Annotated in this window: 17 protein-coding genes, 1 tRNA gene and 2 pseudogenes; 17 read left to right on the forward strand and 3 right to left on the reverse strand. The window is 62.2% G+C overall.

The window, feature by feature from the left end; all coding sequences use genetic code 11:
• Positions 1-26: 26 nt before the first annotated feature.
• Positions 27-1187 (reverse strand): glycosyltransferase, encoded by a 1161-nt coding sequence (locus AC3ANR_RS04685; RefSeq protein WP_488290718.1) that lies wholly within the window; start codon positions 1185-1187, stop codon positions 27-29.
• Positions 1188-1476: 289 nt separating this feature from the next.
• On the opposite strand from AC3ANR_RS04685, the gene AC3ANR_RS04690 reads away from it, so the two are divergent.
• The 12 genes and pseudogenes from AC3ANR_RS04690 (at position 1477) to AC3ANR_RS04745 (ending at position 13900) form a co-directional block, all read left to right on the forward strand.
• Positions 1477-2925, forward strand: coding sequence for a mannose-1-phosphate guanylyltransferase/mannose-6-phosphate isomerase (locus tag AC3ANR_RS04690; protein ID WP_488290719.1), 1449 nt, complete (start codon positions 1477-1479; stop codon positions 2923-2925).
• Between the two features lie 338 nt (positions 2926-3263).
• On the forward strand, positions 3264-3893 hold the full coding sequence (locus AC3ANR_RS04695; protein WP_488291750.1) for a sugar transferase: 630 nt from the start codon (positions 3264-3266) through the stop codon (positions 3891-3893).
• Positions 3894-3962: 69 nt separating this feature from the next.
• Positions 3963-5093 (forward strand): GDP-mannose 4,6-dehydratase, encoded by a 1131-nt coding sequence (gmd, locus tag AC3ANR_RS04700; RefSeq protein WP_488290720.1) that lies wholly within the window; start codon positions 3963-3965, stop codon positions 5091-5093.
• A 238-nt stretch (positions 5094-5331) separates the two neighbouring features.
• Positions 5332-5493, forward strand: a pseudogene (locus AC3ANR_RS04705) (hypothetical protein); the annotation flags it as partial.
• 129 nt (positions 5494-5622) lie between these two features.
• Positions 5623-5796 (forward strand): annotated as a pseudogene (locus AC3ANR_RS04710) (DapH/DapD/GlmU-related protein); the annotation flags it as partial.
• 230 nt (positions 5797-6026) lie between these two features.
• Entirely contained in the window at positions 6027-6986 is a 960-nt protein-coding gene (locus AC3ANR_RS04715; protein ID WP_488290721.1) for a polysaccharide biosynthesis protein, read from the forward strand.
• Entirely contained in the window at positions 6980-7642 is a 663-nt protein-coding gene (locus AC3ANR_RS04720) for an acyltransferase (RefSeq protein WP_488290722.1), read from the forward strand. Before AC3ANR_RS04715 ends, AC3ANR_RS04720 begins: the two co-directional genes overlap by 7 nt.
• Positions 7643-8088: 446 nt before the next feature.
• Positions 8089-8928, forward strand: coding sequence for an O-antigen ligase family protein (locus AC3ANR_RS04725; RefSeq protein WP_488290723.1), 840 nt, complete (start codon positions 8089-8091; stop codon positions 8926-8928).
• Complete coding sequence (locus AC3ANR_RS04730; RefSeq protein ID WP_488290724.1) at positions 8918-10132, forward strand: phosphotransferase; 1215 nt, start codon at positions 8918-8920, stop codon at positions 10130-10132. The genes AC3ANR_RS04725 and AC3ANR_RS04730 overlap by 11 nt, the downstream gene beginning before the upstream one ends.
• Positions 10133-10176: 44 nt before the next feature.
• Positions 10177-11487: a hypothetical protein gene (locus AC3ANR_RS04735; RefSeq protein WP_488290725.1), complete on the forward strand. Its 1311-nt coding sequence runs from the start codon at positions 10177-10179 to the stop codon at positions 11485-11487.
• Entirely contained in the window at positions 11484-12710 is a 1227-nt protein-coding gene (locus tag AC3ANR_RS04740; RefSeq protein WP_488290726.1) for a glycosyltransferase family 4 protein, read from the forward strand. Before AC3ANR_RS04735 ends, AC3ANR_RS04740 begins: the two co-directional genes overlap by 4 nt.
• Positions 12707-13900 carry a glycosyltransferase family 4 protein gene (locus AC3ANR_RS04745; RefSeq protein WP_488290727.1) on the forward strand — a complete coding sequence of 398 codons (1194 nt, stop codon included), beginning with the start codon at positions 12707-12709 and terminating at the stop codon, positions 13898-13900. Before AC3ANR_RS04740 ends, AC3ANR_RS04745 begins: the two co-directional genes overlap by 4 nt.
• 341 nt (positions 13901-14241) lie before the next feature.
• On the opposite strand, the gene AC3ANR_RS04750 is transcribed toward AC3ANR_RS04745, so the two are convergent.
• Positions 14242-14844 carry a hypothetical protein gene (locus AC3ANR_RS04750; RefSeq protein ID WP_488290728.1) on the reverse strand — a complete coding sequence of 201 codons (603 nt, stop codon included), beginning with the start codon at positions 14842-14844 and terminating at the stop codon, positions 14242-14244.
• Positions 14845-14947: 103 nt separating this feature from the next.
• Between AC3ANR_RS04750 and AC3ANR_RS04755 the strand changes: the two genes are divergently transcribed.
• The 5 genes from AC3ANR_RS04755 (at position 14948) to AC3ANR_RS04775 (ending at position 22112) form a co-directional block, all read left to right on the forward strand.
• Positions 14948-17209, forward strand: coding sequence for a YjbH domain-containing protein (locus AC3ANR_RS04755; protein ID WP_488290729.1), 2262 nt, complete (start codon positions 14948-14950; stop codon positions 17207-17209).
• 179 nt (positions 17210-17388) lie between these two features.
• Positions 17389-18561: a polysaccharide biosynthesis/export family protein gene (locus AC3ANR_RS04760; protein WP_488290730.1), complete on the forward strand. Its 1173-nt coding sequence runs from the start codon at positions 17389-17391 to the stop codon at positions 18559-18561.
• Positions 18558-18989 (forward strand): low molecular weight protein-tyrosine-phosphatase, encoded by a 432-nt coding sequence (locus AC3ANR_RS04765; RefSeq protein WP_488290731.1) that lies wholly within the window; start codon positions 18558-18560, stop codon positions 18987-18989. Before AC3ANR_RS04760 ends, AC3ANR_RS04765 begins: the two co-directional genes overlap by 4 nt.
• Positions 18990-19005: 16 nt before the next feature.
• Entirely contained in the window at positions 19006-21291 is a 2286-nt protein-coding gene (locus tag AC3ANR_RS04770; RefSeq protein WP_488290732.1) for a polysaccharide biosynthesis tyrosine autokinase, read from the forward strand.
• Between the two features lie 47 nt (positions 21292-21338).
• Positions 21339-22112, forward strand: coding sequence for a WecB/TagA/CpsF family glycosyltransferase (locus AC3ANR_RS04775; RefSeq protein ID WP_488290733.1), 774 nt, complete (start codon positions 21339-21341; stop codon positions 22110-22112).
• Positions 22113-22157: 45 nt separating this feature from the next.
• Here the strand turns inward: AC3ANR_RS04775 and AC3ANR_RS04780 are convergent.
• Positions 22158-22244 (reverse strand) — tRNA-Leu (locus AC3ANR_RS04780).
• Positions 22245-22251 lie beyond the last annotated feature (7 nt).

Below are 22251 nucleotides of genomic sequence, written 5' to 3' on the forward strand. Positions count from 1 at the left end.
GTCGGCTGAGCTGGCCGCTGCCGCGCTCAAGCCGAACAGTCGAGCCCGGAGCGCGCGAGGAACTCGCGCACCGAGGTGCTGATGCGCTGCTTGAACACATCCTCGCCGAAGGTCCGCGCGTGGCTGCGAATGGCGATGGGCGAGTACGCGTCCTGCTCGCGCTCGAACGCCGTCACGCAGTCCAGCAGCGACTCGGCCGTCTGCTCGGAAAAGAAGCGGCCGGTGCTCGCCTGCGCCCCATCCCCGACCTTCACGGTCTCCAGCGCGCCGCCTCGGCCGAACGCGATGACAGGCACGCCGTGCGCCATGACTTCCAAGGGGATCATTCCGAAGTCTTCCTCCCCCGGGAAGATCAGTGCCTTGGCGCCCTTGATGTGCGAATGGATGTCGCTGTAGGGAAGGCTGCCCGTGAAGGTGATGTTCGACCTGGCCGAGGCCTGGAGCTTGCGCCGCTCGCTCCCCTCGCCGATGACGACGAGCCGCCGGCCGGACCGATTGAACGCATCGACGGCGATGTCGATGCGCTTGTAAGGCGTCAGGGCGCTGAACACGAGGTAGTAGTCGCGGTCCGACGACCTGGTGCGCACCAGGTTGGCTTCGTCGAACAGGTCGAGCGCGATGGGCGGGTAGATCACCTGTGCAGGACGGCGATAGAACCCCAGGATCCGCTTGCGCACGTTGTCCGAGTTGGCGACGTACTGATGGACCCCGTCGACAGTGGTCTCGTCGTAGCGGCGCAGCCGCTCGAACGCGAATTGCGCCACCGGCCGGGCGCTGCGGGGCAGGGTGCGCAGGTACTCGTCGGTGAATCCCCAGCAGTACCGCATGGGCGTGTGCACGTAGCACAGGTGCGGCACCTGCGCCGGATTGGCGATGCCCTTGATGGGCCCCGATTCCGACGACAGCACCAGGTCGTAGCCGCCCTGCAGCTTCAGCGAGGCGACGGCGGCCGGATACAGCGGAAACAGCTTCTGGTAGTTCTGCCGAAGCGGGGCGACGTCGAACCGGGACGTGTAGATGCGATGCCCCTCAAGCGCCGGGCCGCACCTGGCCTTGTCGAAAAAGAGGGTGTAGACGTCCGCCCGGGGGAAGATGTCCAGCAGGGACCGCACGACCCGCTCGCCCCCGCGCCAGGACATGAACCAGTAGTGCGGAATCGCCACCTTCAGATCGGCGAGCCGTTGCATGGGGGCACGTTCTCCTTGGCGGACCGGGGTGGTCGCGGTTGCTGCATTCTTGGAAGGTCCGCGGCCGGCAGGTGAGCCCAGGTGTAACCAGCCGGGCGACGGCGGGCCTGGATGTCGAGAAGACCCGGGTGCGAAACGTCCGCCATGCGACGCAATTCCGTCACAACCCTGCTGCGGGGCGCCCGAGACGGCCTGCTCATCCTTTTGGGTGCCGCGCGGGCTCGGAATTTGCAAGTTGATGCGTTAGCATCCTCTGTCCCCCTCCAGCAGTCCCGACAAGCACAAGAACATGGCCACCAAGATCCAGCCTGTCATCCTCTGCGGCGGCTCGGGCACTCGCCTGTGGCCCCTGTCGCGCAAGGCGTTCCCCAAGCAGTTCGTGCCGCTGATCGAGGGCAAGAGCCTGCTGGCCCTGACGCTGGAGCGCCTGGCCGCGCTGGCCGACCCCGCCACCGGTGTCATGCTGGTGGGCGCCGAGGACCACCGCTTCATGCTGCGCGACGCCCTGCATGGGGCCAAGCTCACGGGCACCATCCTGCTGGAGCCGTGCGCCCGCAACACTGCGGCCGCCATGGCGCTGGCCGCCCTGCAGGCCGCCGACCCGGCGCAGCTGATGCTGTTCTGCCCGTCGGACCACCACATCCCCGACGTCGCAGCCTTCGCCCAGATGGTGCGCGGCGCGGCGTCCTGCGCCAGGCAGGGGGCCATCGTCACCTTCGGCGTGCTGCCCACCTTCCCGAGCACGGGCTACGGCTACATCGAGAAGGGTGGCGCCCGTCCGGACGGCGGCCACCAGGTGGCCCGCTTCATCGAAAAGCCCGACCTCGAAAAGGCGCAGCAACTGCTGCTGGGCGGCCAGGTGCTGTGGAACGCCGGCATCTTCCTGTGCCAGGCCGACACGCTGCTGGCCGCGCTGGAGCGCTACGCCCCCGACATCCTGGCCCAATGCCGTGAGGCCATCGCCGGCGCTGCGCGTGACGGCGACTTCCTGCGCCCCGCCGCGCCCGCGCTGCAGGCCTGCCGGTCCGAGAGCATCGACTACGCCGTGATGGAGCGGCACGACCAGGTGGCCGTGTACCCGTTTGCCAGCCTGTGGAGCGACGTGGGCAGCTGGAACGCCGTGGCCGACATGTCGCCGCAGGACAGCGACGGCAACCGCATCGAAGGCAGCGGCGTGGTGCTGCAGGGCAAGAACAACTACATCCACGCGCCGCACCGACGCGTGGTGGTGCTGGGCGCCGAGGACCTGATCGTCGTCGACACGCCCGACGCCGTGCTGGTGACGCGTCGGGTGGCGGCCGAACAGGTAAAGGCCGTGGTCGCCGAGCTGGAAAAGCTGGGCAGCCCCGAGGCCGACAACCACCGCAAGGTGCAGCGGCCCTGGGGCTCCTACGACAGCATCGAGAGCGGCCCCCGCTTCCAGGTCAAGCGCATCGTGGTCAACCCCGGTGCGTCCCTGAGCCTGCAGAAGCATTACCACCGGGCCGAGCACTGGGTCGTGGTCAAGGGCACGGCGGAAGTCACGCGCGGCCAGGAGGTCTTCCTGGTCACCGAGAACCAGTCCACCTACATCCCCCTGGGTGAAGTGCACCGCCTGCACAACCCCGGCAAGACGCCGCTCGAGATGATCGAAGTGCAGTCGGGCAGCTATCTGGGCGAGGACGACATCGTGCGCATGGACGACCAGTACGGCCGCGTGGTGCCGATCAGCGAAGGCGCCAAGAAGCAGGCTGGCTAAAGCGGCCGTCGGCGGCCGCCAATTCCGTCACGGGCGTGGGCGGAGGCGCGACAACCGTGCCTAAAGCCCCGCAAACTGTAAAAAATTGTTAGCTGACTGGAAGCTGTTGCGCTAGCATCGCACAGCCCGGCTGAGCTCGGTTGAGCATCTTGGCGCGGTGCACAACCCGCGGGCTGTCCGGTGGGCGTGCCGAGGGCGAAAGGCAGCAAAAAGCAAGCGACGGGCGGAGAGAGCGCCTCGGAACTAGAAGTGGGACCAAGAAGATGTATCGCACAGATGCGGCGGGTGCTGGCGAATTGACGCCCAGCCCTCAAAGAGATGGCGACGAGAGTGACGTGATGGTCGGCCTGTCTCTCCGGTCCCGGGCCGTCAAGCGGGCGATCGACGTCGCCGGGGCGATGCTCTTTGGCATCTTGTTCCTGCCGGTCTTCATCGCCCTTGCCATCGGAGTGTGGCTCTCATCGCCCGGCCCGATCATCTACTCCCAGTCCCGTGCAGGCCGCGGGGGGCGCGCCTTCAGGTTCTACAAGTTCCGCTCCATGAAGATGGACTCCGACGAAGTTCTGAGTTCCTTTCTGGACAGCGACCCGGATGCCAAGCTGCGCTGGCAGCAGTACCAGAAGATCGACAACGACCCGCGCATCACCGGGTTCGGTCGGTTCATCCGGCGCACCAGCCTGGACGAACTGCCGCAGTTCTGGAACGTGCTGAAGGGCGACATGAGCCTGGTCGGTCCGCGGCCCTGCATGCTGCAGCAGAAGGAACTCTACGGCCGCCATTGGCGAGCCTATTGCGCGGTCAGGCCGGGCATCACCGGCTTGTGGCAGGTGTCTGGCCGCAACAAGCTGACTTACCGCCAGCGCGTCGCGCTTGATGCGCGGTACGTCGAGGGATGGTCCGTCTGGACCGACCTGAAGATCCTCGGACAGACCGTCGGCGTTGTGCTGCGCGCACACGGCGCCCACTGACGTCACACCGCAGCGGCCATTGGGGCTGTTGAAGCGGCCCGGTCCGGGCCACCATGAGATAAACACAACGTGAGCCAACAAAACCAGAAAGTCGCCCTGATCACGGGCGTGACCGGCCAGGACGGGTCGTACCTTGCCGAATTCCTCCTCGCCAAGGGCTACATCGTGCACGGCATCAAGCGCCGCGCCAGCCTGTTCAACACGCAGCGGGTGGACCACATCTATGAGGATCCGCACGTCAACCACCCGCACTTCGTGCTGCACTATGGCGACCTCACCGACAGCACCAACCTGATCCGCATCGTGCAGCAGACGCAGCCCGACGAGATTTACAACCTGGGTGCGCAAAGCCACGTGGCGGTGAGCTTCGAGTCGCCCGAATACACGGCCGACGTCGACGCCCTGGGCACGCTGCGCCTGCTGGAGGCGATCCGCATCCTGGGATTGGAGAAGAAGACGCGCTTCTACCAGGCCAGCACGTCCGAGCTGTATGGCCTGGTGCAGGAGACCCCGCAGAAGGAGAGCACGCCCTTCTACCCGCGCAGCCCCTACGCCGTGGCCAAGATGTACGCGTACTGGATCACGGTGAACTACCGCGAGTCGTACGGCATGTACGCCTGCAACGGCATCCTTTTCAACCACGAGAGCCCGCGCCGCGGCGAGACCTTCGTCACCCGCAAGGTGACGCGTGGGCTGGCCAACATCGCACAGGGCCTGGACGAATGCCTGTTCATGGGCAACATCGACTCGCTGCGCGACTGGGGCCACGCCAAGGACTACGTGCGCATGCAGTGGATGATGTTGCAGCAGGACCAGCCCGAGGACTTCGTCATCGCCACCGGCGTGCAGGTGAGTGTGCGGGAGTTCATCAAACGCAGCGCGCAACGCCTGGGAATTACGCTCCAGTTCCAAGGGAAGGGCGTTGACGAGATCGGCGTGGTGGCCGCGGTGATCGGCAGCGACGCGCCTGGCGTCGTGCTCGGCCAAGTGGTCGTGCGCATCGACCCGCGTTACTTCCGCCCAGCGGAAGTCGAAACCCTTCTGGGTGACCCGACCAAGGCAAAGGAAAAGCTATGTTGGACGCCGGAGATCGCGCTGGACGAAATGATCGATGAGATGGTGGCAAGCGACTTGGATGCGGCGAAGCGGCACGCGCTATTGAAGACGCACGGGTTCAAAGTGGCGGTGAGCCAAGAGTGACCTGGACGGACGTCTGCTGGGCTGGTTACCTTTTGCAGTATCGGTCTGCATTCCCCTGCGGTGATTTTGACGCACGACTCCGAGTAGTCGACGCTAAAGGTTCTTTTTCTGAAGGTCTTCGACTGCTTCCACTCGCACCCTGCGAGGTCATGAAGAGGCTTTGGCCCTGACTCACATGCACCGACAAATCTCGCTGCTGATCTACTACGCCGCCGCCCAATTCTTCCCCACCCAACCCATGCCCGGTTGGCGTATTGGCTACGTGTTGCGAAGGTTCCTTTGTGCTCAGATTTTCAAGAACTGCGGCAAGGGCATCATCGTCAAGAAACGCGCCTACTTTGGGGTGGGCGACACCATCAGCATCGGAGACCGGACGCAAATCGGTCAGAACGCGAGAATCGGCCCTGGGACTATTCTGGGCAGTGACATTCTCATGGGTCCGGACGTAGTGATCCTAACTGTGGGACATGAGTATGCCGATCCGGACATTCCAATCAATCGCCAGCCGGCTACTGCAGTCAGGCCCGTAATAGTGGGCGACGATGTTTGGATTGGCACGCGCGTGATCATCATGCCGGGGGTCCAGATCGGTAGGGGAGCCGTCATCGCCGCAGGTAGTGTCGTCACTAAGCACGTGCCGCCATACGCCGTCGTTGGAGGGGTGCCCGCGCAGTTGATTAAATGGCGACGTGCGGCCAACTGAAAATGCGACGCTGGGTGATCGGTGCCGGCGCGCAGCTCCTTAGCAGTGCGACAAACTTCTTCTTCCTTTTGTATTTGGTTCGGGTACTCGAACCTGTCCAATTCGGCTACTTCACTCTAGCTAATGCTGTTGTGCTTCTTGGAAGCGCAATTCTCACAGCAATTTTCATACTACCTCTCACAGTGCGCGGTGCGGCCAGCAGTGACCAGGCCTCATTAGGGGTCGCATACTTGAAGACCGCGCTCTGGATCATTGCTGCCGCGATGGCGCTGGCGGCAGTGGCAGATGTAGTGTTCTCGTGGTCGGACAATCACTGGCTAGGTCTGGCTACGACGTTGGGTGTTGGAGGCATGTTCATTCGGGACTTCTACATCCGGCACAGCTACAACTCGGAGCGAGGAGGAGCGGCGCTATTGGTGAACGGTGTTCTTGCGATCACTTTACTCCTTCTGATGTTTATGCTAGGCAGGCGATCTGCTTCTAGCTATTTATTTTGCTTCGGCGCGGCGCACTGTGCCGGCGCGATCGCAGGAGAGCTTCAGATTAAGTTGAGAGCGGCAAGGGCTGTTTACTCGCCGATTGATGTCTTTCGTCAAATCGGATCAAGTGGATTCTGGTCCACGCTGAATACTCTCTGCTACTTTGGAAGAGCGCACTCGTACGTCTGGATGGGGGCAATGCTATTGGGGCCTCTTGCCTTGGCTGCCATGAATGCCCATCGCGTTCTGGTCGCCCCTGCAATGATCCTTATTAGTACAAGTGGGCAGATTCTTCTTCCAAGGTTCGCCACTTTGGCGAAGACGGACAGGCCTATGCTTTTCATAAGGTCCCGCCGTTACATCATGCTCGTAACAGCACTCAGCGGCATTTACAGCCTAGGCTACCTCGTAGTACCGCAGTCTGTGCTTGGTCGTTTTATCCGAGTCGAGTATGCGCAAGAGAGTGGACTGGGGCTGATGTGGTGTGCTTATCTAATGCTGATGGCAGTTCGAAGTGGCCTTGAAATGATGGCAAGCGCGGAAGGAGATTTCCGTCGCGTGGCGTTAGCTTCTGGAGCGACAGCGGCGCTTTCACTTGGGACTGCAGCGATCGGAGCTCTAAGCGTCGGTCCAGCGGGAGCTCTAGGTGGAATGGTCCTTGCCGAAGTAATGTTCTGCCTTGCTTTAATCTACACGTCGCGGAAATGCTGAAGTTTATTTCGCTAGCCTTGTTCGCCGTACTACCTTCCCGATTTAAGATTGCATGGCTGCGGATGCGCGGACATGAGATTGGCCGAGGGGTGCGCATCGGAGTTTCTTATCTAGATGTTGATCGAATCGTACTCTCGGATCGAGTTCGAATAGGCTCATGGAATCTGTTCAGAAACCTACGTCTCCTTGAGATGGGCGAAGGCGCGCGGATCGGCGGTAAATTTAATCACTTTACAGCGTCTCCCAACAATGATGATGGTAATGCCGATTTCGGAGTTTTCAGGATTGGGCGCGGCTCAAACATCACTAGCCGGCATCTGTTCGATGTTCAGGCCTCAATAGAAATCGGTGATGGAACCATCGTCGCAGGGTCGCGGAGTGTCTTCTACACGCATACCTACACGCCATTTGAAGATAACGTCAATCGCTCAATACGTGTTGGTTCCCGATGTTATGTGGGCAGTCACGTCCTTTTTCTGCCTGGAGCACGGATCGGTGAGGGGAACTTTGTCGGTGCTGGAGCGGTCGTTGCCCGAAATTTTGATGCGGTCAACTGCCATCTCATTGCCGGAAATCCTGCACTCGCAGTGAAGGAGTACCCGCGCGATGCTGCTTATTGGACACGACAGCTCGATGGCTTCACTCCGAAGCACTAATGCCCCAGATGCGGCTCAAAGCACTCGTCCCTCTTTCAGTTGGCGCCTGGCTCCGTCCGTGTAGCGGATTGGGCGCTTTGCCCTTAGCGCTGCTCCTTGTCCTCACATCGGGCAAGTTGTTCGAGGAACGCGCTTCGTCTGAGGTGCTCTCAGGGGCAGTCAACGGCCCAATATTTATAAGGGCGGGGCTTCTCGCAATCGCTGTGGGCATCTTCGTCTCGCAGAGCCGCTTTAGCTGGCGGAATCGCCCAGTATCCATGGCGTTAGGCCTATACGCAGCACTGAGCCTACTGTCAACCTTGTGGTCATCCTCTCCTTTGGCAACCCTAGGAAAGTCAGTAGAGCTCTGCTTGGGCGTTCTCGCGCTCACACAGATCCACGCTGTATTGATTAGACGCGAGTCAGACGTCCCGGACGTTCGACTTGGAGACCTCATTTTCTTGTACGTGTACGCACAACTCGTGTTGGTGGGGGTCGGTTACGTTCTCCGCATAGACGGTTTTTTTGAACCAGGTGTAGGCGGTCTGATAGAAATACTTGGGGAGCGCGCTAAGGCGCCGTTTCTGTCTTCGAATTCAGTTGGCTACCTTTCGGCACTCCTTCTTGCATATTTGATGTTGCGAAGTCGTGCGCTATCGATCCGATACCAGTGGGGATCTATTCTATTTGCTGTGGCGATGCTGATCGTCTCGGGCAGTCGCACCGCACTTGCTCTCGTTTGCGTTCAGATTTGTCTTGTTCTGCTTCGCCCGTCAGCCGCGATTTTTCTCATTATCTGCGTCGGGTTGGCTGTAGGCCTCGTAATTCCCGATGAGGTGATTCGATTTTTTCAGGGTGGGGCGGCCGACGAGAACTTCTACTCGCTAAGTGGACGCACTGCTTTGTGGGAGGCTGCATTAGCTTGGGCGAAAGGGCATTGGCTGTTGGGTGCGGGATTCGGCGTCGGTTCGCGCACGGTATTCGCCAGTGCGGGTCTTGAAGGTTTTAGTGAATCGATCTCAACTGCTCACAACGGTTTCTTGGAGGTGCTTACCGGCTTAGGTCTTTTGGGCCTCGGTCCGTGGTTGCTCACCATAGCGTACTTGATCTTTCAATACTTCAGAGCCCTTTCGAGCGTGGAGCGTAACTCTGTGCTGATTCACTTGACTCCTCTCATCTTGGGCTTCACGGTCATGTCCGTTGGTTACGGAGGCGCGTTCAATGAAATCGCTGCTCTGGCTGTCGCCACAATAATTGCACGCAACTGGACGGTTCGACAAAAAGCCGTGGAGACGAATGGGCGGTAACGGGTTCATTCCGAAGCGATTCGCATGGCTGCTGCTGCTTCCGGCGGGGCAAAGGTGGGAAGTGATCGGCTGGCCCAGTGATGAGGCGCAACTTCTCCAAGGGATACTCCAGCGAAGCCCCTCGGCCATTCGGCCGCTCAAGTGCGGCCTTGTCAACGTCGACAGCATATCCACGGAGTTGGTCCGGGACTTTTTGGTGCGGAGTCTGGACGTCGTAGTTTTCTTTGGCGCTGCGCAAGCCATCACCCGTCACGCGAAGGGTTTGCATGACCGTGCGGCGGTTGTTCACGAATTTGGGCTCATCCCACCACGTGACCCCAGAATCGCCATCCCGCTTGCGCCGGGGGGAGCATGTATAGCGGGTGTCCGTGCTCATCGCCCGGGCGGCGTGCTTGCTCGGATCGCGCTCGCCACTGCAACGCTCGCCATTCGACTTGGCTGGCGCTTCATGTTCCGCCGCCGCCTAGTCGTATTCTCACGGAATCGACTCACATCGGCCTTTGAGGGGAGCATCGGCCACCCGGCGCAAGCCGGCGTTGGCACCTTCTACACCCTCTACTTCGGAGACGACGGAGCTGCTCCAAAGGCGACCATCATCCCGTTCGACGCCAGTGGTCGAATTCGCGAGCACGTCTTGAAAGTAGAGCGCGGTCCGGGTGGCGCGGAGAGCTTGGCACGCGAGTACCGCGCATTGCTCCATGTGTCGGGCCTTCCCAAAGCTGTCGCAGATAAGGTCCCCAGCTCGTTCAAGCTGTCTGAGGTCTCGGGCAGAGTGAGCCTCCGGCAGGAGGCGCGTCAACGCCAGTGGGCCTATCCGCGCCGAATGCGGTCGGAAGTGATCGACTTCCTTGCTCGACTGCATCAGGCGACCCGGCGGTCTGTCGATGGCCTATCGCTAAGCTACTGCCACGGGGACTTCGCACCGTGGAACTGTGCGATAGCTGACGGCCGGCTGTTCGTCTTCGATTGGGAATTTGGAGACGAAGGTTTGGCGCTTTCCGACGCGTTTTACTTCATCGTGTCAGAGCACAGGCATGTGCATACAGATATGAAGCCGCAAGTAGTCAAGGCGCGCGCTCTGGAATTCGCTGCACGCGTATTGAAGGCAGCCCAAGATACGAAGGTCGATATGCACGCGCAGTGGGAGCGTTGGATCGAACTCAAGCTCGCGACAGACAGTTTCTACGCAGGCTATCAAGAATGAATCTCCACTTATCGTCGCATGCGGAGCCCGTGACCAAGGCAAACATGTTCCAGGAATTCATCGCCCTCTTGGAGCGAAACAACATCGACTACGTGATCCTCTCGGGATACGAACATTATCCTGAGGTGATCGAGTCAGACGTGGACTTCATGGTCCAGCCCGTCGACTTTTGGCGAGTAGTTGGCCTGTTGCGAAACAGTTCACTTGGCGGTGGAAGTAGACTGATTCAAGCTATTCGGCATGAAGTGGAGGCCTGCTACTTTGTGTACTGCGCGCCCGAGAGTGTTCCGCCAACTTTCCTGCACCCAGATGCAAGTGGTATGTATGTTCGACGGGGAAGATACTTCCTCGACCCAGCTACTGTCCTGCTGGGTAAGCGGAAGTCGACGCAGGGATTCTGGGTGCCAAGCATTTGCGACGAGTTTGCCTACTATCTAATAAAAAGAGTTGATAAAAAGGACTTGCGAACCACACACGCACGCCGGATCGCCCAACTATGGGCCCGAGACCAGGGGGCATGCAGACGCGCGGCGGAGCAGCACTTTGGAACTGCCTGTGCGAGAGAGATCGAGGAAGCACTTGACAGCGGCGACTCCGATTGGCTTCGAAGAAATGTTGCACGCCTGCATCGTGCTCTGGTGTCGGCGCCGCTGAGCGTGTGGGATCGGATCACGGTCGGACTCAGAGAAGTACGGAGGGTCTTCAACCGACTCGTCAAACCGACCGGGCTTGTGATCGCAGTTCTTGGGCCCGACGGCAGTGGTAAGAGCACGGTCCTAGATTTCGTCGAGCAGAACTTCGGCCAAGCGTTCCGACGGGTTCGCAGGTTTCACCTCCGACCGAAGTTTCTGCGGGAGAACTGCTCACGCGCGCCAACTACCGACCCGCATGCGCAGCCGCCTAGAGGTGTTCCGGCTTCCGTTCTGAAAATGCTGCTGTTCATCGTTGACTATTGGATCAGCTGGCCGTTTGTGTGGTGGCAACGCAGGGCATCTACGTTGGTGCTTTTTGATCGATACTTCGATGACTTATTAGTTGATCCGCGGCGTTATAGATTGCCCTGGGTTGGAGTGCGCGCATTCGCGCTCCGAGCTCTTGTCCCTCGTCCGGATCTGGTGATTGTTCTCTGTGCTCCGGGTGCCACTCTGGTGCGCAGGAAGGGCGAACTGACACTCGAGGCCGCAGAGTTCCTGGCTCGTGGCTACGTGCAGCTCGCTGAAGGTGCGACGGCTGGCGAGCGGTTTGTTGTCATCAACAGTGACGCGGAACTCGAGATAACACTTCGCAGTGTGTCGCGCGTGCTTTGCGATGTGCTGCACGACCGGATGGTTAGTCACCTACAGGCGGCCGGATGATCGCCCCACGACGCAAGCAGCGGGTCCTGTTAAGCGCTTACGCATGCGAGCCCGCGCGGGGATCGGAGCCGGGCGTCGGCTGGAACTGGGCCATTCAGATGGCCTCGCTTGGATATGAGGTTCATGTACTCACGCGTGCGAATAATCGAGACCGCATCGATTTGTTCGAGACGCGGGAAGCAGTGGTGTTTCACTATCTTGATCTCGGGCGCCCTTGGCTTGAGTTGAAGAAGCGGGTTCCCTTCGGAGTTCATCTCTACTATTCTGCTTGGCAGCGACGGGCGCTCCGTTTCGCGCGGGACCTCCACGAAGCCATCGGTTTCGACCAAGTGCACCACTTGACGTTCGGTGTTCACCGGCAACCTTCTCACCTCTGGAAACTCGGCCCGCCCCTCACCATCGGGCCGATAGGGGGCGGCGAGCGAACTCCTACTGCACTCCGAGCGCACTTAAGTCGAGTTGAACGTCTTCTGGAATGTTTGCGGGACGTGGCTAGCGCCATCATGTTGCAGTTGCCCGCTGTGCGCGCTACGTATGCCAACGCGGCGAGAGTCTTCTGCAAGACGCCAGACACTCTTCATACTCTCCCTGCCGTGGTTCAGGCCAAAGCCAAGGTACTCTTGGAGGTCGGTCTCACCGATGCGCAGTTGGGCCCTGAGCCGCAATTGCGTCCGCAGGGCACATTGCATGTTCTCTTCGTCGGTCGGTTCGTCTACTGGAAGGGGATGAGCCTTGGCATGCGCGCGCTTAGCCAGGCGGTGCACGCTGGTCTAGATTGCCAGTTGACGCTCATCGGCGCTGGACCCGCTGAGAGGGAGTGGCAGGAGCTAAGCAAGGATCTCGGGATTGAAAGTCGGACCCATTGGATCAGATGGCTTTCGCAGGCCGAGCTTGCCGACCGATACAGGACCGCGGATGTTCTCCTCTTTCCGAGCCTCCATGATTCCAGTGGGAACGTAGTTCTCGAGGCCATGGGCCAAGGGTGCCCAATAATTTGCCTTGATACCGGAGGACCCGCGCAAATTCTTAAGTCCGGTGGTGGAATTGCGGTCAACGCTTCAGGCACGGAGGGCCAAGTAATCGACGCACTGGCGAACGCAATCGATCGAATGAGTAGCCCGCTCGAGCGGCACATGCACGCGAAGCGCGCGTATCAGGTTGCTGCTGGAATGACATGGAACGAGGTCGTGAAGAATGTTTGGCCCGCAGGGGAGGCGGCGTGAAGATCTTGCTTGTCCATAACTTTTATCAACAAGCGGGGGGGGAGGATGCCGTCTTCCGCAATGAGGTAGACCTACTGCGGGCTCATTCGCATGATGTTCATACTTACACGGTGAGTAATGATGCCATCACTGGCAGTTGGAGAAAGCTTGTTGCTGCTGTAGGGGTCGTGTTTTCGATCTCGCAATTATTCCGCACATTGCGCATCATTCGTCGAATTCGGCCGGACGTGGTGCACGTGCACAATTTTTTTCCTCTCATCTCTCCGGCGATCTTCTTCGCGTGCTTTTGGACGCGAACTCCTGTCGTTCATACGCTGCACAACTACCGCATCGTGTGCCCAACCGCGCTGCTATTCTTCGATGGTCAAGTTGAAGAGCAGAGCTTATTGCGTGGACCGTGGTGGGCAATCCGAAGACGGGTCTATCGAGGCTCATTTATTGGCACCGCCATGCTGTCACTGATGATCGTGATTCATCGGCGACTGGGTACTTGGAAGAGAGTCGACACGCTGATTCCACTGACGGCTTTCGCAGCAAACAAATTTCTTGACTGGGGAATCCCAGAGGAGAGATTGCTCATAAAGCCGAACTTCACGGAATGTCCGAGCCTCGATGGTGAGTCTGAACGCGCGGGCTTTCTCTTCGCAGGTAGGTTGAGCGCAGAGAAGGGGGTGACGACACTTGTCGAAGCCGCCCGCCTGATCGACCCTGGCGCCAGAATTTCGATCATCGGGGATGGTCCACTTAGTAGTCTTAGGGCGGCAAGTAGCGCGAACGTCCACTTCGAAGGAAGACTGAGTCAAGCTCAAACTGCCTCAGAGATGAAAAAGGTGTTGGCTGTCGTCCTCCCGAGCCTCTGGTACGAGGGGTTCCCGATGGTATTGGTTGAGGCCTACTCGACAGGGACGCCGGTCGTTGCGAGCAGGCTAGGCTCGCTTGCGGAACTGGTCGTAGACGGGGAAACTGGACTGTTGTTCGATCCAGGCGATCCACGTGACCTCGCCCGGAAGCTCGCCGCACTGGCGGAAAACCCGTCCCTCGCCTTGCAAATGGGCGCGAACGCGCGAGCGTGGTATGAAGCCATGTACAGCCCCGCCGCCAACTATGAGCGGCTGATTGCGATATACGAGCGTTCTATTGAAACGAACAAGAACCGTGTATCTATACGTTCGGTCGCAAGTCCTAACTGAGCGGGAAAGACCCATCGGTCACCACGATCGCACGCCACCCTGCGGCCGAGGCGCCGGCGAAGATGCCTTCCTCGAGCGGGGCGGCACATTTCGTACACATCTGCTTGGCTCACCGCCTCGGCGCACGCTGCTTCAAGCCAGACGCTCCCCGCGCTTAAACTTCATTCCCCCTACTGCTCACTCATAAGGGTCGTTCGAGCCGCTAGGCCTTGTCCAGTCGCGCCATCAGGGCGGCACCATGGCTTTGCGCCAAGAGAAGTCGCCAGCGTACGGCGCACTGCCGTCTCAGTCCCGAAATGAAAAGGCCCCTCGAGAGGGGCCCTTTGCCTGCGAAGCTCGAATCAAGCGCCAGTGACGGAACTCACCTTGGTCACGGTCACTGTGGTGTTGTTAATCGTGACGGTGCCAGCGGGGTCGATCACGACAATCTGGCGCACGGGCGCGGAGGTCACGCTATTCAGCGTCAGGGTGACATCCACCGTCGTCGGCGTGCCGTTGGCCTGCACGCCAGCCGTGTTCAGCGTGATGTTGCACGGGCTGATGGTGGTCTTGCTGCCCACGGCCAGCTTGCTGCCGGCGGGGAAGGTCGATGCCTTCACGGTGAAGATGCACGAGCCGAACGTCAGGTCGCCGCTGGCCGTGGCGCCGCCGGCGGCGACGGCGAACGTCGGGGCCGTGCCGGCGGTGATGGTCAGGTTGGTGGCCGTGCCGGTGGTGCCCAGGTCAGGCACGCCAGATGCGAAGGCAACCGTCTGGGCAGACACTGCCTGGATAGCCGCTGCGCCGGTCGTGGGGTTCACGCTCACCGCCGTCGCACCCGTGGCCACCACGGCCGGCGTGTCGGAACTGCCGCCGCCGCAAGATGCGACCAGAGCCGCCGCCGAAACGACCGCGGCGAATTTCCAAAGACCCTTCATGCCTCTTCCCCAGAGTGGTTGATTCAAGTGCGCGAGCGTACACGTGATGTGACTAATCGTAAATAGGAGAGAGTGCGGCGCTTGGTCAAAGTCGGCAGCGCTGTGCCATGCCGGTAACATCCGGCCCGCCATGCGCGTTGCCACCAAGAACACTTACCTCCTCGCGCTTGGCCTGACGGCCCTGCCTGCCTGGGCCGTCGACTCCACCCTGACGGCGGCCGGCTACTCCGGCCTGGGCATCACGCCCACGGCGGACATTCTCGACTGGGGGCGTCTTGCCGCCAGCTACGAGGACCAACTGGCCGGCAACCGCGCCCGCCTGGCGGGCCACAACGTCGTGGTCGGTTTCGGGCTGCTGCCGAATCTGGAAGTCGCCGGCCGGCTGGCCACCAACACCATCCACAACAGCTGCTTCACCGCCCCGGGCTGTGGCGCGCGCGACCTGTCGGCATCGGGCAAGGTGGGCATCGGGCTGGACGCCGGCAAGCGCTGGCATGTGGCCGTGGGGGCCACCGATATCGGGGGCTCCGTCACCTACTTCCGCACGTACTACGGCGTGCTCACGTACGACAACGGCCCGCTGCAGGCCAGCGCCGGGCTGGCACGGCGCAGCGGCTCGGGCGTGAACGGCTCGCGGTCGCCGCTGGATGGCGGCTTCGCCTCGCTGGCCTGGCAGCCGCTCCCGCTCGTGCGCGGGCATGTGGAATACGCGGACGGCAACGCCTGGGCGGGTGTGCGCCTGTTCGCGCCGCAATCCTGGCTGCCCGAGGGGTGGTCGCTGTCGGCGGGTGCCAACGCGCGTGTGAACAACACCCCGCTGACGCAGCGCACCTGGTGGAACGCGGCCTTGTCCATCCCGCTGTACAAGGTGCCCGCGCTGCCGGGGACCAGCCAGGCGCCGCTGCCGGCGCTGGAGCGGGGCCAATTGCCCCAGCCTTCGTACGAAGCCCGCGTTGCCGCGCCCGCCCAGGCCGCCCCTGCACCCGCGCCCGCGCAGGCCGCCCCTGCACCCGCGCCTGCGCCGGCCGCCCCTGCCACGATCCAGCCGCAGGCAAGTGCGTCGAGCGCGCCACTTCCGAAGGCTGTGACCGCGCCATCCGACCAACAGCTCCAAGGGCTGGCGGACGCCCTGGAAGTCAAGGGCCTGGAAGACATCTGGGTCGGCCGCATGCCGGACGGCACCGTGGCCGTTCGCGTCAACAACGGCAGCTACGAATGGAACGCGCTGGACGCGCTGGGCGCTGCGCTGGGTGCGGTGGCCCGCACGCTGGCCGACAACCGGGCCGGTTACCGGCTGGTCCTCACCCAGCGCCAGGTGCCCCTGGTTGCCGTGACCGGCCAAGCCGATTGCCTGCGCGAGTGGATCGAGCAGCCGGCCAACACCTGCACCGCCGGGCAGCTGTCCACGCCGGGGTCCGCGCCCCTGCGCGAATTGCAGGATGGCGCCGTGTGGGTGGTGCAGCGGCAAGAGCCCGCCTGGCAGACCGTGCGGGTCAACATCAGCCCGGTGCTGCGCACCAACATCGGCACGGAAGTCGGGGCCGTCGACTACGCCCTGGGTGCCAACATCACCACGCAGCTGCCCCTGTGGGCTGGCGCCAGCGTCGACTGGGGCGTGAACGTGCCGGTGGCCAACTCCAACGACTATGAGCGCACCGGCGTCTTCGGCAACCGGCGCATCCGCTCCGGCACCGACCGCTTGACCTTCACCCAAACCACCCGCGTGCCGCTGGAGCGCTGGCTGTCCGGCGGGCAGGGGCTGCGCTGGAGTCCTGGCGCCTTGGCCGCCCAAGTGACGGCCGGGCGCATCGGGACCTTCTATGACGGCGTGCTGGGCGAACTGCGGTGGGAGCCGGGCGAAGGCCGCCACCGCGTGTCCGCGCAGGCGGGCGTGTTCCGCAACAACGAGTACCTGGGCGGATTCGGCCCGCTCGGCGGCATCCGGCGCGCCACGCCCGTGCTGGCCAACTATCGCTACAGCGTGATGGCCACGCGCACCGACCTGGTGGCCACTGGCGGCCGGTTCATGAACAACGACGTGGGCGTGCAGTTCGGCCTGCGCCAGTGGTTCACCGATGTCTCGGTGGGCGTGTACTACAAGCGAACCACCACCAGCGGCAACCCCGCCCGGCAACTGGTTGGGGTGGAGCTGACCGTTCCGATCGGCCCGCGCCGCGACTGGCAGCCGGTGCCGCATCTGCAGGTGGGTGGCACGCCCCGGTTCGCGCATGCGGTCGAGACCTCCATCCGAGAAGGGCGGGGCAACCCGTTGCGCCTGGGGCGCGGCGTGCGACCGCCAACGCCCGACCTGGACGCGGTGTTCAATTCCGACCGCTCCGGCCTGGTGTACTTCGAGGACAACCTGCGCCGCATCCGCGACGCGGCGCGGTAGGCGCGCGCCGTGGGTCGCGGTCACGCGTGCCACGCGGGCACACGCCCGCGAATTTGTGTGCACATTGGCCGCCAGTTGCCGCTGGTTCAGCGCCCGTCCGAGGAAATCCACGGTTGGGTAGGCTAAAGTTCAGCACGTGTGAATTTGTAACAAGAACAGCTACAACAGGATCTCCGGGAATGCTCAAAGCTGCATGGCACGCCGCCAAGGGGCGCGCGGCCCTTCCGCTATTGGTGGTGACGCTGCTGCAGGGGTGCGCCGTGGTCACCGCGCCTGGCTTCGACTACGCCGACCCGAAGTCGCGCACCAGCATCACGCTGGGGCAGTACGTGCCTGGGGACGTGAACAACCCGCCTCAGGGGGTCATCACGCCGATCACGCCGGCGCTGGTGCAGGCGCAGTACCAAGCCAAGCCTCGCGAAGTGCCTCCTGCGATTCGCAGCCTGTTCGGCACACCCAAGCCTTACACGATCGGGCCCAGCGACATCATCGGGGTGATCGTCTATGACCACCCTGAACTGCTCCCCACTGCGGGCGCCGTCATCTCCCAACAAGCCGACCCGACGGGGATCGCGAGTGCTCCTGGTTTCATCGTCGGTGCAGACGGACAAATCGCCTTTCCGTTCGTGGGCCGCCTCAAGGTGGCGGGCCTGACCGAGATCGAAGCCACCGAACTCGTTCGCGACCGTATTGCCAGGTACATCAAGGATCCGCAAGTCACGGTGCGGATCTCGTCCTTCCGCAGCCGCCGGGCCTATGTGGACGGCGAAGTGAAGAACCCGGGCGCCCAGATCTTCACCGACGTGCCGATGACGCTGCCGGAGGCAATCAACCGCGCGGGCGGCATCACTGCCGCAGGCGACCGCTCGGCGGTTGCCTTGACCCGTCGCAACCAGACGACGGTGATCGACCTGCTTCAACTGCAGGACATGGGCCTGAATGCAAATGACATTTTGGTGGAGAGCGGGGATCTCGTCACCGTGCGCAGTCGCGAGGACAGCAAGGTGTTCGTGATGGGTGAAGTGACGAAACCTTCGGCCATCCCGATGCGCAACGGCCGCATGACGCTCAATGAGGCATTGGGCGAGGTTGGAGGGGCCAACCTCAACACGGCCAACACACGTCAGATCTACGTGATCCGCAACACCTCCCCGGGCGCGGCCAGCCCCGCCGTGTTCCATCTCGATGCGGGCTCGCCGACCGCACTGGCGTTGGCCGAGTCATTCAGCCTGAGGCCGCGCGACGTGGTGTACATCGATCCGGTGCCGCTGGTGAACTGGAACCGCATCGTGTCCCTGATCCTTCCGTCGGCCAACGCCGTGAACATCGGCAGCCAGGTCATGACGCGATGATCCAGATTCTGGTTCTGTGCGAAGGGAATATCTGCCGCAGTCCGATGGTCGAGGGCCTCCTGCGTGACGCATTGCCAGACATGCAGATCCGCAGCGCCGGTCTCGGCGCCCTCGTGGGCATGCCCGCCGATCGGACCGCGGTGCGCCTGATGTTGGAGCGCGGCATCGATATTGGCGGCCATCGGGCCACGCAGATCAATCGCCAGATGTGCACCGAGGCGGACGTCATTCTCGTGATGGATGCGGAGCAGCGCGATCGCGTCGGTGCTCTCTACCCCCAGGTGCGTGGCCGCACTTTCAAGGTCGGCGAGTACACCAGGCAAGACATTCCCGATCCGTACCGTCAGCCGGAAGCTGTCTTCCGCGACGCGCTGTCCCGGATCGAGCACGGCGTGGCCGAATGGCTGCAACGCATCAAGAAGCTATGAGAAGAGGAGGCACGACATGAATGCCCCGCACACGCTGCAACAACTGGCCATGAATCCGCCCGCGCCCGCGCCTCTGGAGGACGACGACGAGGTCAACCTCCTCGAGTACTGGGACATCGTCGTCGATCACCGTTGGCTGATTGCCATCGTCACCGCCGCCGCGATGACGATCGGCACGGCCTACGCGCTCCTGGCGACCCCTGTGTACGAATCGAACCTGCTGATCCAGGTGGAAGACTCGGCGAGTTCGGCGAAGAGCTTTTTGGGCGAAGCGGCCAGCCTGTTCGACGTCAAGACGCCCGCCAGTGCCGAGATGGAAATCATCCGCTCGCGGATGGTGATTGGCCGCGCCGTCGACAACTCGTTGCTCTACATCACCGCACGCCCGAAGCGCCTGCCGATCGTGGGCAATTGGCTGGCCCGCCGTGCCACTGAACTGTCGACTCCAGGATTGCTTGGAATGGGAGGCTGGGTCTCAGGGACAGAGTCGATCAAGGTGTCGGCGTTCGACGTGCCGGCTGGACTGGAGAACTCGAAGTTTCTGCTCACCGCGGCGGGCAACGGCAAGTACTTGCTCTCCCACCCGGACCTGGACAAGGCCATTAGCGGAGTCGTGGGAACTCCGATCATCACCCCCGTGGAAGGTGGGACCTTGACACTGGTCGTTACGCGCCTGGAAGGAAAGGCCGGTGCCGAGTTCGAGCTGACACGTCTTTCGCGGTTGGGGACCATCGAGGGTCTGCAAGAGAAGCTCAAGCTGTCGGAAAAGGGCCGCCAGTCGGGTGTGATCGACGCCACGCTGCAGGACAGCGACCGGACCAAGCTGACCACGATCCTGAACGCCATCGGTGAAGAGTACGTGCGCCAGAACGTCGAGCGAAAGGCGGCCGAAGCGCAGAAGACGCTCTCTTTCCTGGACGTGCAGCTGCCGCAGTTCAAGAAGCAACTGGACCAATCCGAAGAGGCCTACAACCGTTACCGCAATCTGAAGGGAACGGTGGCGCTCGACGAGGAGGCCAAGTTGATCCTGGCGCAAAGCGTGGATCTCCAGGCCAAGCTGCTCGAAGCCCAGCAAAAGCGCCGTGAGCTCGTGTCCCGCTTCACGGCCGAACATCCCGCCGTCAAGACCCTCGACGATCAGATCGCGGCCTGGAATCGTGAGATCGCTTCGCTCAATGCGCGGGTGAAGGGCCTGCCTTCCGTGCAGCAGGATGCCGTTCGCCTGGAGCGCGACGTCAAGGTGAACAACGAGCTGTACCAGCAATTGCGCAACAACGCCTTGCAGCTGCAGCTGATTCGCGAAGGCAAGATCGGCAACGTGCGGCTGATCGACCCCGCCGCGATGCCGGAGGAAGCGGTCAAGCCGAAGCGCGCACTCACAATGGCGCTGGCGACGCTGCTCGGCTTGTTGGCTGGAGTCGTCCTCGCGCTCGGCCGTGCGGCCTTCTTCCGTGGAGTGCGTAGCCCTCAGGAAGTGGAGGCGCAGACGGGCCTGAGCGTGTACAGCACCATTCCGCTTAGCGAGGCCCAGCAAGTCATGGCCCGCGACGTGTCGCAGAAGACACCCGGCGTCCACATCCTGGCTCAGTCGGTGCCCAACGATGTCGCGGTGGAGGCATTGCGCAGCCTGCGCACTGCACTTCAATTCGCCATGCTGGAGGCAACGAACAATCGCGTCCTGATCACTGGCGGAACGCCGGGGGTGGGCAAGAGCTTCGTCTCGGCCAACTTCGCGGCCGTGATGGCCAGCGCAGGCAAACGGGTTCTGCTCATCGACGCTGACCTGCGGAAGGGCCATCTGAACCAGTATTTCGGCGTCGGTCGGGACGGGGGCCTCTCCGAGTTGATCGTGGGTTCCATGGCCGAAGACAGGGCCATCCGCCGCGGCGTCGTTCCCAATCTCGACCTGATCACGACCGGCATCCTGCCGCCCAACCCTGCCGAATTGGTTGTGAGCACTGCATTCGCGAAGCTGCTGGAGCGGCTCTCGGTGCAGTACGACCTGGTGATCATCGACAGCGCACCGGTGCTGGTGGCCGCCGACACCCTCTCGATCGCCACGCATGCCGGCACGTTGCTGCTCGTTGCGCGGGCGGGCAAGACCTACATCGGTGACTTGCACGAGAGTGCGCGGCGCCTGGCTCATTCCGGCAAGGCCGCGACGGGCATCTTGTTCAATGCGCTCGACCTGAACCGCCGCCACTACGGAAAGTACGGCTACAAGTACGGCGCCTACGACTACGGCAGCTACCGCTACCGCTATCAGAACAACGACTATTCGCCCGCGGCGGGCAACAAGTGAGTTTTGGCTTGGCGGTCACTTGATCCGGTAGGCACGCGAGGAATTCGATGAAGAACGATCCCAGGACCATGGCTCGAGGCACGGTGATTGGTACGCCGATCACCGTGGGAAGTTTCGAGTCCGCCTTGCACACTGTCGCCGGTTGGGCCGCGGCACGTGAATCTCGTGCGGTGTTCTTCTGCAATGCGCACTCGGTGGCAACTGCGCGTGGGGACGAGGGATTTGCTCGCGTCCTTCGCGCGGCCGACCTTTGCCTGCCTGACGGAGCGCCGGTTGCCTTCTTGCTGAGGAAGTCCGGGTTTCGCGGGCAGCGGCGCGTCAGCGGCCCCGACGTCATGCTGGCGTACTTGACCGGCGCGAACGAGCGCGGCGAAACGATCTTCCTGTACGGCAGCACGCCTGAAACCCTGGAAAAACTGTGCCAGCGGTTGCGCACTGATTTCCCCAGGGTGACGGTCCGCTCCTACTCTCCGCCTTATCGCGATTTGACCGCCGAGGAAGATCGCGAGGTCGTGAACATGATCAATGCTTCGGGCGCGCAGACCGTCTGGGTGGCATTGGGCTGCCCGAAGCAGGAGCGATTCATCGTGGAGCACAAGGGGCAGGTGCATGCCGTGATGCTCGGCGTCGGCGCCGCCTTTGCCTTTCACGCGGGCGTCATCACGAGGGCGCCCGAGTGGGTGCGAAGCATGGGGCTCGAGTGGCTGCACCGCTTGGTCACCGATCCGAAGCGACTGTGGCGTCGCTACCTCACCACCAACACGACCTTCATCTACTACGCGTTGAAGGATGCGATGTTCAGCCGCCGCGCTCGGTCGTGACCGTGGAGGCGCAGAAGTGCGCCTGAGCTAGAAGCTGCGAACCCTTGGTGCCGGAGGCCGGAATCGAACCGGCACGGTGTTGCCACCGGCAGATTTTGAGTCTGCTGCGTCTACCGATTTCGCCACTCCGGCAGCGTTG

It is taken from the genome of Ramlibacter sp. JJN2-2R (assembly GCF_057747835.1).